We start from the raw sequence: 15,657 nt of genomic DNA, 5'->3' as shown, positions 1-15,657 counted from the left end.
TTGCTTTTGCTGGCTAAGCACAGCATCTTTTCTTACAATTTACTATATTGTATGGCGGAAAACTAATCGCGTACTTTTTCGCAACTAATCATACAAAAATACGTTGTACGTAAGCTAGACAAAACCTTTTGAATTTTGAAAATACAGCTTAAAGTTGGCTGTATTAATCAGGTCAATAGCTTTTTAAGGTAAAACCAAATGTCAAAAATCTATCTTCCTGTTTTTGGTTTTCTATCACTATACTTTCAAATGTATGACGGTAGTTTATTTTAAAGTTTAAAAACTTCCAAATGGGTAGTTCTAAACCAACATCTGCTTGCCAACGAAAATTATTACCTTGCTCAAGAGAAGGCTGAAAATAAATTTCATGATTTAGAATTACTTTCTTTTTTAACAAATTATATTTACCATTTACCCAAATGGTACCACGAAACGTATTTATAGATTGGTTTCCATCATACTCTGAATAGTTAAAGTTAGTTTTAGAAAATTCTGTCTGTTCGTATTCACTTGAAATCGAAAATTTGAGCCAATGATTTTTTTTGTTCAGAATTTGAAAAGTAGCTCCTGCACCTAACAGATAGCGCAAATCAATTTCCCTTCGGAAATTGGTGCTAACAAAACCCAATACAAACGGATATATTTTTCGCTCAGGATTAAGATATAACAAGTTGAGACTTAATATATCCTCATCTGCCTTTTCCTTGCCAAACTCTTGATAGACATAGGAATTTTGGTTTTTGAAAACCCAATTTTTCCAAGGTTTAAAACTCAAATCTGTTTTTGTTCTAAAAATCAAGGTTTCTACATTTCCTCCTTGATAAAATCCAGTTATAGAAAGACTTACTTTCACGTTAAGTGTATCACTTTCGTTGATTTGGGCTGAAAGAAAGATGGGGGAAATTAAGAAATAATATAGTATTTTTTTCATTCTATTTATTCGTTAAATAACTCTTTTGTATAATGCTCGAAATATAATTATTTATGAAATACTAACTACAAGTTTATTAAAGATTTTCTCCAGCGTAGGTTCAAGATACAAGCACATCATTATGTAATTAATTTACATTTAAAGACAATAGTAAATTTGAAAAACAAATAAATAATTTTAAATTGGAAATATATAACTGGAATTGAACTAAATGAAAATGCCTACGCACAACAACGTGTACAATTAATGCTACACTCCTACTTCAATTAAAATTTATATATTTAAACAACTGATTTGCTACAACTGAAAATCCTGCGGATTCTAAGTCCCACAAATCATACACGAACACGTTGTGCTTCATTATAACAAACCACTAACTAATGATAAAATTCTTTCGGAAAATTCGCTACGACCTTATGGAAAAAAATAAAACTGGAATGTACTTTAAGTATGCAATTGGAGAAATTATACTTGTCGTAATTGGAATTCTTATTGCGTTATCTATAAATAATTGGAATGAAAGCAAAAAAGAATCTATAATTAGAAATAATTACTACGAACAAATACTTCAAGATTTAACAAAAGACATTATATACATTAATAGACAAATAGAGCATTTAAATTCTAGTATTTCCTCATATACCAATTATACAGAAACCTTAAAGAATAAAGAAAGTATTGATGAAATTATTAATGAATTTATGAAACTTGATTGGGAGTTCGCATATCTTAATTTTAATACCAATACAATCGAGTCTTTAATATCTACTGGAGATATTAAACTTATGCCAGATGTTATTAGAAATAGACTTTTAGATTTAAAAAACACACAAAACAACCTCATAAAAGTCACATCTGGTAATGATGCAGTCTATTTAAATAGCAACAGAAAGGCATTAGGTTTGGGAGGCATTAATTATATTCTAGAATTGCATCCAAATTTGACTAATAGTTTATATAGAACTGAAGACAAAATTGATGTCTTAAATCTTTTGAATGAATCTTTTCAATTAAAAAACTATACGGAATTAGGACTATCGATAAGTTTGAAATCAATACTGGAATCGATAGATAAATTATCTGAATTAATAAACGAGGAAATAAAAAAATAACGAAAGTACAACAACGTGTATAATCAATTGCTTTTGTTGGCTAAAACGAGGGTCTTTTCATACAATTCACTATATTGTATGGCGGAAAATCATAGCTGATTTTCCGCAACAAGCCATACACAAACACGTTGTAAAACATTTGAACTGAAAAAGAATGAAAAATTTAAAGAAGTAAAAAATTGTACAATATTATAAACTTCGTCATTTCATTTGGTGCCATGCAAGGTCTTATTATTGGTGTTTTTCTTTTAATAAAAGGGTTTAAATTAAAACAAGAAATATTTTATTTAGCCCTAATTCTAATGGGTTTTGCAGCCATGTTAGGAAGAGTTGTATTAATAGGTGTGTATGAAAACCAATCGTGGTTCTTTAATAATCTCAACTTCATTTTATTGATTTCTCCCGCTTTCTACTTTTATGCAAAAGAATCTTCAAGAGCTACTAAGAATCCTCTGAAATTTAACTACCAACATTTCTTACCATTTCTGATTATAAATTTAGGATACATATTATTTTATTTTTCTTTAAAAAATTCAATCTATTACAAGACAAATCTAATTAACATCATAAAAGTTAACGATGGTTTTAGTATCATCTATTTTTCAATATACCTTTATCTAACTTATAAAATTATTAGACAACATAAGTCTTCATATCGTAAAGAACTTAACCAAGTATTAAACAAATTGACATCCATTTTTTTTGTTTTTTTTATCATTTGGTTAATCTACGTATTGGCAGAATTAGTATACTTTCATTATAGTATGGAGCTCATTTATTATTATCCAATGATGCTAATATTAGCCGTGATTCTTTATTACATGAGTTTACAAGTTATTATAGGTGATCAATTTATCTTTGGTATTAAGGCTATTACAAAAAGGAAAACTTTTATTTTAGAAGAGGCAGACAGCAAAAATTTATTGAATCAATTAACTCTTTTTATGACTGAAGAAAAACCCTTTTTAGATGGCGATATTTCTCTAATTACTCTTGCTGGTTCATTAGGTGTAAATCCAAAAGCCTTATCTTTTGTAATCAATGAACACATTCATAAGAATTTTAACAATTATATTAATGATTGGCGAATCGAAGAAGTAAAGAAAAGGTTAAACGACAAGGAATATAATCACTACAAAATGCTAACAATGGCCTTTGATTGCGGTTTTAATTCTAAATCAACTTTTAATCTTGCTTTCAAAAAAGCTACAGGATTATCGCCTTCGGAGTATAGAAAACTTTAACAATCATTCAGTCTTAAATCTTTTAAGACCATTTTTCTTTAATATTTCGAGTCCTAAATCATCTTTTGAGGCATTTAATCCTTTTCTCTGTTGTTATTTTGTCAATAAAATATAACAGATGAATCCAACACGACTAATTATTTTTATTGCCTTAATAGTAATAACAGGATGCAAAAATGACAATTACTCATTTAAGGTAAACAACGGTTTACTGGTAGAAAATGTCACTATTATATCTGCTAACAAAGACGGCATAATTGAAAAGTATAATGGACATGTATTAATCGATAATGAGACTATCCTTTATAGCGGAATACAAAAACCAATAGCAACAGGCAACCTAAAAAACATTAATGGAAAAGGGAAATTTATTATTCCAGGGTTAATTGATAGTCATGTTCATTTAGCAAATGTGGCAGGTATGACTTGGCGAAACCAAAGGAATCATCCCAAATTAGCCAAAAGTTATTTTACGCAGCTGCCTAAAAGCTATCTTTATTATGGATATACCACCTTAATCGATGTCAATAACTATGCGCCAGACATTTTAGATGAAATCAAAAATCATTCTATCAGACCTGATATTTATACTTGTGGGCAACAAATTCAAGTGATGAATGATTTCATGATGGAAATGGAAGAATTACCACTTAAAGACAGACTGGAATATCCTTTTCTATTTGATAAATACAATAAAAATATTTACATCCCTGACTCAATCAACCTTGACTTACATTCACCTCAAGCAATTGTAACAAATATTTTAAGAGAACAACAAAGTATTGGAGTCAAAATAGTTTACGAAGATGAATCATCTGGATTTCCACAAAGCTGGGAGTTACCAAGCTTAAATTTAATGAGGGATTTGGTTGAACAAACACAGAAAAAAGGAATCCCTGTTTTAATGCATGCGACTTCCTATGACGCACAAAAAATTGGACTTGAAGCCGGAATAGACATTTTTGCGCATCCTATGTGGAATTGGTATAAGCAGCCTGAGCGGTTTTTAGATACAGAATTCACTCAAGATCATCAAGATGTATTGAAAGAAATCGCAACTAGAAAGATTGGGAATCAACTAACATTTAGAACTATTTATGGTGAAGTAGATTTATTTGAAGATAATTTTAACGCTGACCTAGCACTCATAGATATATATCCTGGAGCTTATTTAAACTGGCTAAATACTGAAGAAGGGAATTGGGGAAAACAAAAAATATTAAACCGAGCCAAAATTATAAAAGCAATTAATCCAACACTCTATAATTATCTAAGACCTCAATTTGAAAGTGATGAAGCAATGTTCAGAGGAATTCAACAAGTGTTTATAGTAAGAATGAATACCGTAGCTAAATTTCTTTCGGACAATGATGCTACGTTACTTTTTGGAACTGATGGAGTAGCTATGAACATGTCTACCAATCCTCCAGGTTATAATGGTTTTTTAGAAATGCAACATTGGGTTAATGCCGGTATTTCATTAGAAAAGATATTTATTGCTGCTACATTTAACAATGCTAGTGCTTTTCATATAGAAGACAAATACGGAACGATCGAAAAAGGTAAAACCGCAAACTTATTATTGTTAGATGAAGACCCATTACTAAATATTTCAGCCTATGACCAGATAAATTCTGTTATCATACGAGGTAAAAATCATCCTAGAAATACACTTTCAGCAAATCAAAATAATTAAAGTAATCTGAATATGTGAATTAAAAACAAGTAATCAAAAAACGTTTGCTAACACCGTGTATAATTAATTGCTTTGGCTAGTGCTTATTTGGAAAATTCCTTCGGAATTTTCTCTGGTTCGTTTTTGTTTATTAAATTGGTTACCTAAACACGCAACTAAGCATACATGAACACGTTACCATGCATTTGCGAGAAAGACTTGCGATTACTATTGTAAAAATTATTGGATAATAAAAAATTATGACTGTAATAAATCAACTTTCATCATCATTAGGACATAAAGGGAATGATGCCAATATATATTTAGCTAAGGAAATTGCTGAAACTGAAAATAATGATGCTATTAAAGAACTTGTTGAGAATCTAAAAAACAAGGATAAAAAAATACAAGCTGATTGTATAAAAACACTTTATGAAATCGCTTATATAAAACCCGATTTGATTGCGAGTTATTTTTCAGAATTTTTGGGACTATTATCAAACAAAAATAATAGACTGGTTTGGGGTGGAATGATTGCCTTAATGACAATTACAGATTTGAAAAGCAAGGAATTATTTGTATCATTAGATTTGATTTCAGATACGGTAAATAAAGGTTCCACCATAACGATTGATTCAGGAATTGAGATATACGCAAAACTTAATAAATACTCGGAATATCAGGACAAAGTAGAAAATCTGTTAATTGAACAACTATGGAAATGCCCAATAAAACAATTACCTAAGTATATGGAAAAATCAATTATTTCGATAACTAAATGGAATAGAGAGATTTATAAAAAAATAATAAATGAACGAAAACCAGAATGTGAAAAAGACTCTCAAGTAAAAAGACTTAATAAAGTGTTGAAACAGATTGATAAGAAATAAAAAACGCATGATAACAACGTGAATAATCAATTGCTAAGTCTGTGTGTACTCGGAAAATCCTTCGGAATTTCCTCTGGCTCGTTTTCTTTTACTAATTTAGTTGCTTAACCTTAAGCCACCTGCCATACACAAGCAGGTTCTATGCAATTAAAAGACAAGAGACTAAGCTTAAAACAAACAATGAAAGAAAGGAAAGAACGGCAACTTGCAGCAATTATGTTTACCGATATCGTTGAGTACACGGCTTTGATGCAAGGAAATGAAAAAGTTGCAGCAAGTGCTAGGGCTAGGCATCGCGAGGTCTTCCAAAAACTACACGATTTTTACCAAGGAGAGATTATTCAATATTATGGAGACGGAACTTTAAGTGTTTTTAAAAGTGCCATAGAAGCAGTGAACTGTGCTGTTGAAATTCAAAATCTTTTACAAGAAGGAGACCCGGTTCCTTTAAGAATAGGTCTACACCTAGGAGATATTGTTTTTGATAATACAGAAGTTTACGGAGATGGGGTGAATTTTGCTTCTCGGATTGAAAGTTTAGGCTCAGCGGGTACCATCCTTCTGTCTGAAAAAATAAATGATGAACTAAAAAATCATACTACTATTTCAACAACATCCTTAGGACATTTTGAGCTAAAAAACATAGATAGACCTGCTGAAGTATTCGCAATTACAAATAAAGGGATTAAGCTTCCTCGTTCCTCAGATTTAAAGAACAAACAGAAAACGGTAAACAATACAATTGCGGTATTACCCTTTGTGAATTTTAGTGACAGTAAAGACAATGAATATTTTAGTGATGGCATAACCGAAGAAATCATCAACGCTCTAGCCAAAATTCGAAATTTAAAAGTAACATCTCGCACCTCCTCTTTCTTTTTCAAAGGCAAGAACTTGCCAATTACTGAAATTGGAGAAAAACTTGGCGTTTCTGCTATTCTAGAAGGAAGTGTTCGATTGACTGATAATTCTCTTAGGATTACAGCTCAACTAATTCAAGTTAAGGAAGACTACCATTTTTGGTCAGAAACCTGGGATAGGAAGCTGGAAAACGTTTTCGAAATACAAGATGAAATAAGTCTATTAATAGCTGATAAACTAAGAGAGCATTTTGGACATTTAGAAATCAATGAAACACTCGTAACAAAACAGACGGAGAATATTAATGCCTATGAACATTGTTTAAAGGCAAAATTTCATGAAAACAAATGGAATCCGGAAGATATGAAGATAGCTATTTCCTACTATGAAAAAGCCTTAGGCCTTGATTCAAATTATGCTGAAGCACATTTAGGATTAGCCGGCTGTTATAGTTTTCTAGGTACAACCGCATTTATACCATTCGATGAGGCATGGAAAAAGACAAATAAACATACGACTCAAGCTTTGCAACTAAATGGTCAGTCTTCTGGCGTTCATTATCAATTATCAAATCAAGCTTTTTTTATTGAATGTGATTATAGTAAGTCACTAAGAGAAATAAAAAAAGCAATTAAGATTAATCCCAATAATGCTGAAGCTCAACAATTTATTTCTTTTCTATATATTCTAGCAGGACAGCATGAAAAATCACACATTCATCTTGAAATCGCACTGAGTATAAATCCGCTGTCGGAAGAAACTCGTTTTTTCAAGGCTTATTTCCATTACATGACCGAAGATTATCTCCAATCGTTAGAATTGTTGGACCAATGTTTAGCCGTTAATGATAAAAATATACCTGCTCATTCTGTTAAATCAATATGCCTCCTTAAACTATGCAGATACGATGAAGCCATTAATTATTTTGACAACATTCCAGCTGAGGTGGTCATCCAAGGAGAAAAAACCGGAGCTATTGGATTGGCTTATGCTTTAAAGAAGGATACGGTTAACGCTTCCATCTATTTAGAAAAACTAATCGCACAGTCAAAAGAGGAAAATGGTTTTACCGCAGATTCCTACCTTTTTATGATGTATGCAGTGAATGGGGACCATGACAAAGCTTTTAATTGGGTAGCACAAGCAATAGAAAATAATTCTTCTTTACTACTACTGCGATATGCCGACCCCTTGGTTAATCCTATAAAAAATGATCCTAGGTATGATGCGTTTCAGAAAAAGCTATTTCAAACAGATCAATCAGAAGGAGTAGTTAAACAAAAGACTGCGTTACTTAATGCGGAGAAATCGGCTGAATATTCAACGCGATTGCTAGGACACCTTTCAGAAAACGAGTCTTTTTTAAATCCTGATTTATCGTTACGTGATTTGGCGAATCAGATTGAAATTCACCCTAACCACCTTTCTTGGTTACTCAATAATAGTTTCGGTAAAAACTATAATGAATTTATCAATACATACAGGATTGAAGCCTTTAAAGTGAATGCTAAAGCCCAAAAAAACGCACACCTCACCATAGAAGGCTTAGCGTATGAAAGTGGTTTTAATTCTAAAACGGTCTTTAACACTTATTTTAAGAAAGAAACCGGACTAACGCCTAAACAGTTCCTAAAGCTATAAAAAAGAGTCATCATCTTCTATCCTTTCCAAATTTGTACGGAATTATAATTCCGTACTTCCTTCATGCAATTCAGAACGATATCTCACGCTTTGTAAAATACATTTGCCTCATAATTAATCATAATAACTATGAAAACGAAAGAGCTAAATGAAAATACAACCGTTGGTTTAGATAATAAAATAGCAAAACTATCAGGCATTCTTTATCTGTCATTAATTCCTTTGGGAGTATTTGGAATTATATACGTTCCATCAAGTCTAATTGTGCCTGAAAATATTACAACAACAATCAGTAATATCATTGAAAACGAAACGCTGTTTAGATGGAGTATTATAAGTGCATTAGTCGTTCAGCTCGTAAACATTATTTTAGTGATACTATTATTTAAAATATTTAAGCCTGTTCATAAAGGTATGGCTTCTCTAATGGTCATATTCTCATTATTAGCTGTACCGATTGCTTTCTTGAATGAGGTTAACAATTTAGCTTTATTGCACTTGTTAGATCAGTCAAACGAATCACAACATCTTATTTCATTATTTCTCAACTTACATCATCAAGGAATTATAATCGCTCAGGTATTTTGGGGACTTTGGCTTTTTCCATTGGGCTATTTAGTCTATCATTCTGGTTATATGCCTAAGTTTATTGGGGTTCTTCTAATCATAGGATGCGTAGGTTATGTTGTCGATTCTTTCACTCTGATTCTTCTACCTGAATTTAAGATCACATTTAGTGAATTTACATTCTTAGGAGAAGTGATTTTTCCTCTTTGGTTGTTGATTAAAGGAATTAAAAAAAAGCACTTATCGCCAGCAATAAATAGCAGAAATTAAACAGCAAGTCATTGACTTTAAGTACAATAAAATAAAACATATTTAAACGGTAACATATATCGTTAGTAAACGTCTAGTCTCTAAATTATACAACAACATGAAAAGAATAACCTCAATAGTCCTATTAGCTCTAGTTTCAACCTTTGCCATAGCACAAAAGTCTCAAGATTCATTGCGCGAAAAGGCAGTACTGAGTATCAAAGAAAAATTTCCAGAAACCAGAATTTTCAATTTTGAATACAACCAAAGTCTGGATAGAAGTTTCAGTTCAGAATTGCTCGACCAAGAATTCCAAGAAGGTGACATTAAAAGTCAGCGAAACTTTAAAGCCTCAGCGAATATCCCAGTTTATAAAACACAGAAATGGAGTTTTACAGCGTCAATGTTTTATCAATTTAGAGAGTTTGAGTTCGAAAATATTGAAAACCCATCATCCATGCCCCTTTTTGAACGCAATGGTATTGTCAATTTTCATAATTTTTCAGCAGCTTTGAGTTCCACATACTTTTCAATTTTATTTAAAAAACCTGTGATTTTTAACGCATCAATTATTGCAGATGCTAATGAAGTAAACTTTGGACGTTTTAAAGGACTACTTGGTTTTACTTTTATTTTGAAGCAGACCGAACGCACTACAATAACCTTAGGAGCTATTGGGTTTATTGACCCATCTAGCCAAATCCCATTTACCCCAACATTTAGCTATAATCATCGCTTTAAAAATTCGACATGGGAATTGGACTTTATCTTACCACAACGGTTATTATTCCGCAGACCGGTTGGAGACAATGGTAGATTATCATTGGGAAGTAGGATTGGGGCCTCAGAATTTTATATTGATGTAAATGATCAAGCCTATGGAAATGTCTTTGCGTACAGCCAGATAGAACTAAAAACAGGAATTATGTACGAACACCGTATTAATGATTATCTCATTACAACGTTTCAAGGAGGACTTCAAAATTTCATAAGTAACCGTGCCACAGAAAAGGGTGAGCCCACACAAGATTTTATATACGAAAACAAACAAGACGCAACGGGATATTTTCAAATAGGAATTTCCATAGATCCTTTTTCTAAAAATAAAAATTAACGCTAGTTAGCGATAAAATTTATTCGCTTAGGCACATAGCTAGGGTTCACTCCTTTGTTAAGATCACTAGTGGCATCGTAGATTTTTGGAGTTGAAAAAAGATTTCTATCCTTAACCATGGCGGAGTAATACTGTCCACAATACGCATTAATTTTGATGGTTTTGGAATAAAAAGTTGCCCAAACCCTATTAAAAACACCATAAAAAGAAATCCTACCAGAAAAAGATCTAAGGACTTTACAAGCTTTATTCCTGGAGCAGCAACTGTATGGACTTCCCCTTTAATGATTCCTTCAATGCCAAGACCTGTTTGATAAATACCTAATCCCAAAAATATAATGGCAATGAAGAATGAACAAATAACCGGAATTCCAATAATAAATTTAAAAAATGTTTTCACTATATTCTGTGTTTTATATTAATCAAATTCCCATCCAAAACCACTTGTAAATATATAATCAAAATCATTACCTCCAATTGCAGGTTGATTATCAAAATTGATTGTAAATCCTAATTTAATATATAAATCTAGTGGTAAATCATATTTTAAATTTAAGTCGTAATCAGTTCTAATTCTACCTTTTTCTGATAAACTTGGATAAAAATTAATAGTTGTATCTAAATCAATATCTTCAAAATCAAACATATTGAATGAGGCCGTTACGAATGCTTCAGAAGATGTTTTATTTAAAGAGGTATCTATATAGTTTTCAATATTATAAGTATATCCTAAACTCAAGCCTAAATGTAATTTATTGGTGCTAATTAAAAATTTTCCAATTCCTACACTTGGTATAACCCTTCCTTCTAGGGCTTGTTCTGTATTGGCTAGAAATGAAACATTACCTAACAAAAACCATTCTCTTGGTAAAAGGCGGTAGAATTCTAATTCGGCATCTGTACGTTTCGTTTTTTCAACGTTATCTTGAGTAGAATTTAAAACACTTACATTTCCATTAACTAACCATAGTTCGTCTATATAATTCAAATCTCCACCAAGAATAAACTGAGTATAAGAATTTGCTTTAGAAAGACTAAATCCTAAATCGATAGATCCTGTAAAACGATTCCAAAATTGATCATCGACTTCTTCTAAGGTAACAAGTTCTTCAAATTTAAAGCGTTCCTTGGTACCATCTTCTAAAGTAATAACAACCAGACCATTGGTATCTGTACTAATATTTCCAAAACGACGTCTCCCTTTTGTTAAAATTACCAGGCATTTTCGCTGAATAACAAGCGATTTTAACTTATTATACTCAATATTAAAGTCTTTATCACTGTATGTTGTCTCCATAATCAAAACACCTTTTGAAAATGATTTTATTTCACCTTTAAGGATAGTACTATCTTTTAATATAATGATGTCATTTTGAGAATTACATACAGAACCTATTAGAAGAAAAGCCAACAATAAATATTTAATCATAAAATAAATAATGAGTTAAACGGTTAAAATGAATATCCCACAGAAATACCATATCTAAATGAAGGGAGTACAAAGTCTGCCTTTTCATTAGTTGCTGAAAACCTGAAATCACCATCTAATATATCGTACAAACTGTATTGTTCTAAAGCTTCATTTAAATCGGTATAAAACTCATCTGGCAAATCTCTTTTATTTATTAATGAGTACTTATGAAATCCTGCTCCTGGACCTGCAATTAAAAAATCTATAGAAAAGCGCTTTCCTATAGGCAATTTATACCCAACCATAAATCCTATAGATGTAATATTTATTTCTGCATCAAATTCTATTATAAAAGATTCATCAGCATCATTAATATAGGTTCCGTCTAAATCCGATTTAAAATTGGTATATTTTAAGTAGGCGCCAAAGTAAAACCCATCCATAGCATATTGCTGTGTTTTGTTGATGTAATATCTCACTTCAGGAATAATTTTAAATCCAGAATAGGTAATATCACTTGTTTTCACTTGATCTGTGTTAAGTCCAGATAAACGAATAATACCATTTTTTCCTTTTAATCCAATCCCTAATCCAACCGATAAATGTTTACCTATTAAGCGTTCATATTTTAATTGCATTGCACCATTAAGAAGATCTGAAACTTCTAATCCTACTTCATTTTTAAAATAGTTTTCTTGTTTGTCAATTTCTTGAGCATATCCTTTTAAAAATAACAGCACTATTATAGCTGTAAATACATTTTTTGAATTCATCTTAAGTTTATTTTTAGTGGTTATATACAAAATCTATGTCTAATTACATTTGCGTTCTAGTTTTATTCAAGTAACTTCAATTTATACTGCGCTTATCCTCTACGCCTAGGAACAGACCGTCTTGATACTTGACTAGACCTGTTATTATTATAGCTTCTTTTATTGGTATTGCTTCTTGTTCTATTTTTATATTGATTTTCTAATTGAGAGCGTTGCTGACTTCTATTTACACTGGGTTTTGTCTCTCTACTTACTTTAGTTTTTTGGCTATTATTTCTACTTGTACCTGCCTTATTTCGTTTTTCTCGCCATTTCCCATTAGCATCTCTTTGATGAATATTACCAGCCTTATCAGCATAAATGTCATTTCGAGTCCTATTGGTGTTATTTGGTCTTGTTGTTAAATTGTTTCTTGAAGTTACACTATTTTTTCGTGTAGATACACCTCTTCGAGTATTTCCATTATTATTTCGGTATATATTGTTTGAATCGTATCGACCACGTGCATAACCTGCTGCATACCCATTATTATAGCCATGATGGTAGCCATGATGATATCCATGTCTATACCCATGACGGTAACCTGCAGGCCCCCAATACCCATGAGAATGAATAGAAACGGTCATCCAACCATAACTTACACCAACCGAAAATCCCCATCCTGTATAAGGATTATAATGAACGCCAAAACCATAAGTTACTGGTCTTGGATAATAATAAGAACCATACCAAGGGTTATAATAATAGCCTGTACCATATACCACGACACCTCCATAAACATAAGAATGGTAATAGCCTGGTGTATAACCAACATATACTACGTTTGGTGTAGAATCGTAGATATAAACGTATTTAACGTTGTAAACAGGTGAGCTTGGCGGAATATCATCTACCGAATCTGGTCTCTTATCTGAAACTTTCCATGGCCCAATAGCAGCATTAGATTCGAACCAAACACCATTATCAATTGCGTAAAATATATTGTCAATTTTTAAAACGGTACTTTGTGTATTCAATGCATATTGCATGGTAGTACCTTCAATTTCTTGAAATTTCGGATTTCCATCATATTCAACTTTTGTTGAAGCCGTTTTCTTATCTACTACAGCGGTTTGAGGAATATACTGCTCGTACATAGCTTCTTTCGCTTCTTCGGTACCAGGTATACTGGAGCGTACAGACGAAATACTCTCTCCATCGGCAGGGATAGAATTAAATGAACGTGGCAGTTTCTCTGGCTCTACAAATTGCCAATCGTTGTCATTCAATGTTTTTGAAGCATACCAACGGCCATTTAACAATACAAAATGTGTTTGGGTTTCAATTTCCAAAATAATATCACTTTCGGTATTATCAACATAGAGCAAAGATGTAGTGCCTATTGGTTTATATTCTAAATCTCCTTCAGTAACTATAAGTTCTGCTGGTGTGGTGACAACAATAATATCTGGGATACTATCATCCTCATCTTCAGTCTTTGGTTTTTCTTGATTATCGAAACTTTTATCGGCAAGTTTTATAACATCTTTAGGAATGGATGTTGTTACTTTCCAATCGTTAGCAACAAGTACATCTGAAGTATACCAAGTTTTCTCACCTTTTAAATAGAATTTGTTTTTCTTTTTTACAATAAAAAAAGGTGTGTTCACAACATATTCTATAGACTCATTCTCTTCTTTTTTTAATATCGGTTCACCATCAATACTCACTAAAACTGTTGGTTTTTGCCTAAAGAAAAGGCTTGGTGCCTGATTAGACAACGTTTCATCAACGACATTGTTGGCTTCTATAGATTCTATATTGGTGATAATATCATCAATAGACATTTCAATTTCAGCGGCACTCAAATCTTTAATAATTACAGATTTTAATAAAGCAATATTGTCTTCATTCTCGATATCTGGAAACTTAATTTTTGGTATGTCTAAAGCTTCTAAAACGGCTAAACGTGTTTCTAAATCGGTAGACAAACGTGCTTCAAACCATAAAGCCCCAAAAATAATTTTATCACTTTTGTCCTTTATAGAAAGTGCTAAACGCCCATTTAATTTATTCCCTTTTAAGGTTTCCAATTGTGGTTGGTATAAGGTAATAATATAATTATCACCTGCTTTAATTGCTCTAGGCCATTCAATTGAGTTGTTTTGAGCAAAACCAATAGATCCTATTAGAAGTGCAATTAACATAATTTTGTTTTTCATTTTCATAATTTTATTACGTATATAAATTTACTAATTATATTTTCTAAAATAAGGTAGACCAACTCATAATAATGGAATTTAAATCCGCTCCAATATCTTTTGTAGTTTCTGTGCGGATGTAACTCAGCTTTACAGTTTGTTTTTTAGTTAATACGAATCCCAATGAAAATGCACCCAAAACATCTATCCGATCATCATTATTAGGTTGACTATTAACAATAGACTGTCCTGACAGTCCGTATCCTAAACTTAAAGAAGCCCAAGCTCTTGACTTAAACTGTCTTATTAAGTGTGTTTGTGCCGCGAATACAACATTTTGTTTTCGGGTCTTACCATTTGAAAAATTATTATTATTCGTATAAATTAAAGCTGATCCGGTTAATTCATAAGACCATTTACCCCAATGATGTACCATTCCTACTTGAGGACGAAAAATGAATCGGTTTTGCCCTAAATTAAGTAAATTTTCATCAAAATATTGACCTAACGGAAGTGTAACTGCAATAGAAACTCCAAAAGATGTCCGTTTAGGGTTAGCCATTAAATATTCTTGCATTTCATTAGGGTTCATGGCGGACATCCCTATAAAGTTTAGGGAAAGTCTTATGCGAGGATCAGCAAATCCATTACGGTTAACAGTCGTCGCAACACCGCCTAATAACCCCTCCCATTGTGTAATACTAAAAGGAACGAATACATCCAGACGTGCCAATTTATTTCCTAATTTAAAAGAATGTATATATTGAAGTGCGAAGACGTCATTATTAAATGTACCATCCTCAACTTGTAGTAAGGGGTCAAAAAATATCTTTCCATTTGTGCGGGCATACCCAACTCCTAAAATATTGGTTCCTAATGGTAAAGCTGTCCATCGTCTTGGTTCAATATCTTGCGCAACGCTTTTAGTTACAGGAAATAGAAGGAATGCAATAACTACAATTAATGTTTTACTTGACCATATAGTTAGACTACTTTCTTTCAATTATTT

General features: G+C 31.9%; 13 protein-coding genes. 7 read left to right on the top strand and 6 right to left on the bottom strand.

Annotation, left to right across the window (positions count from 1 at the left end; translation table 11 throughout):
* Positions 1–172: 172 nt before the first annotated feature.
* Entirely contained in the window at positions 173–931 is a 759-nt protein-coding gene (locus tag V7719_RS14440; protein WP_335730640.1) for a DUF481 domain-containing protein, read from the bottom strand.
* 380 nt (positions 932–1,311) lie between these two features.
* Between V7719_RS14440 and V7719_RS14435 the strand changes: the two genes are divergently transcribed.
* From V7719_RS14435 to V7719_RS14405, 7 genes are all read left to right on the top strand, one after another.
* The gene (locus tag V7719_RS14435; protein WP_335730639.1) at positions 1,312–2,043 is read left to right on the top strand and encodes a DUF6090 family protein; all 732 of its coding nucleotides are present in this window, start codon (positions 1,312–1,314) and stop codon (positions 2,041–2,043) included.
* An 821-nt stretch (positions 2,044–2,864) separates the two neighbouring features.
* A complete protein-coding gene (locus V7719_RS14430; RefSeq protein ID WP_335730638.1) occupies positions 2,865–3,287 on the top strand; it encodes a helix-turn-helix domain-containing protein in 423 nt (140 codons plus the stop codon).
* A gap of 118 nt (positions 3,288–3,405) precedes the next feature.
* Entirely contained in the window at positions 3,406–4,983 is a 1,578-nt protein-coding gene (locus V7719_RS14425; RefSeq protein WP_335730637.1) for an amidohydrolase family protein, read from the top strand.
* A gap of 239 nt (positions 4,984–5,222) precedes the next feature.
* On the top strand, positions 5,223–5,852 hold the full coding sequence (locus V7719_RS14420) for a hypothetical protein (protein WP_335730636.1): 630 nt from the start codon (positions 5,223–5,225) through the stop codon (positions 5,850–5,852).
* A gap of 141 nt (positions 5,853–5,993) precedes the next feature.
* Complete coding sequence (locus V7719_RS14415; RefSeq protein ID WP_335730635.1) at positions 5,994–8,354, top strand: adenylate/guanylate cyclase domain-containing protein; 2,361 nt, start codon at positions 5,994–5,996, stop codon at positions 8,352–8,354.
* Positions 8,355–8,483: 129 nt separating this feature from the next.
* Positions 8,484–9,191, top strand: coding sequence for a DUF4386 domain-containing protein (locus V7719_RS14410; RefSeq protein ID WP_335730634.1), 708 nt, complete (start codon positions 8,484–8,486; stop codon positions 9,189–9,191).
* Positions 9,192–9,288: 97 nt separating this feature from the next.
* Entirely contained in the window at positions 9,289–10,284 is a 996-nt protein-coding gene (locus V7719_RS14405; RefSeq protein ID WP_335730633.1) for a hypothetical protein, read from the top strand.
* A 46-nt stretch (positions 10,285–10,330) separates the two neighbouring features.
* On the opposite strand, the gene V7719_RS14400 is transcribed toward V7719_RS14405, so the two are convergent.
* The 5 genes from V7719_RS14400 to V7719_RS14380 all read right to left on the bottom strand — a co-directional run bounded on the left by V7719_RS14400 (position 10,331) and on the right by V7719_RS14380 (position 15,651).
* Positions 10,331–10,684, bottom strand: a complete 354-nt coding sequence (locus V7719_RS14400; protein WP_335730632.1) for a YqhA family protein — start codon at positions 10,682–10,684, stop codon at positions 10,331–10,333.
* 18 nt (positions 10,685–10,702) lie between these two features.
* On the bottom strand, positions 10,703–11,713 hold the full coding sequence (locus V7719_RS14395; protein ID WP_335730631.1) for a DUF481 domain-containing protein: 1,011 nt from the start codon (positions 11,711–11,713) through the stop codon (positions 10,703–10,705).
* A 23-nt stretch (positions 11,714–11,736) separates the two neighbouring features.
* On the bottom strand, positions 11,737–12,468 hold the full coding sequence (locus V7719_RS14390) for a DUF3575 domain-containing protein (RefSeq protein WP_335730630.1): 732 nt from the start codon (positions 12,466–12,468) through the stop codon (positions 11,737–11,739).
* Positions 12,469–12,560: 92 nt separating this feature from the next.
* Positions 12,561–14,669, bottom strand: a complete 2,109-nt coding sequence (locus V7719_RS14385) for a hypothetical protein (RefSeq protein ID WP_335730629.1) — start codon at positions 14,667–14,669, stop codon at positions 12,561–12,563.
* A gap of 43 nt (positions 14,670–14,712) precedes the next feature.
* Positions 14,713–15,651, bottom strand: a complete 939-nt coding sequence (locus tag V7719_RS14380; RefSeq protein WP_335730628.1) for a transporter — start codon at positions 15,649–15,651, stop codon at positions 14,713–14,715.
* Positions 15,652–15,657: the final 6 nt, after the last annotated feature.

The sequence above is a fragment of the Psychroserpens sp. genome, from assembly GCF_036960315.1.
In the GTDB taxonomy this organism is placed as follows: Bacteria; Bacteroidota; Bacteroidia; order Flavobacteriales; family Flavobacteriaceae; genus Psychroserpens.
This window is presented reverse-complemented; position numbering and strand designations above follow the sequence as displayed.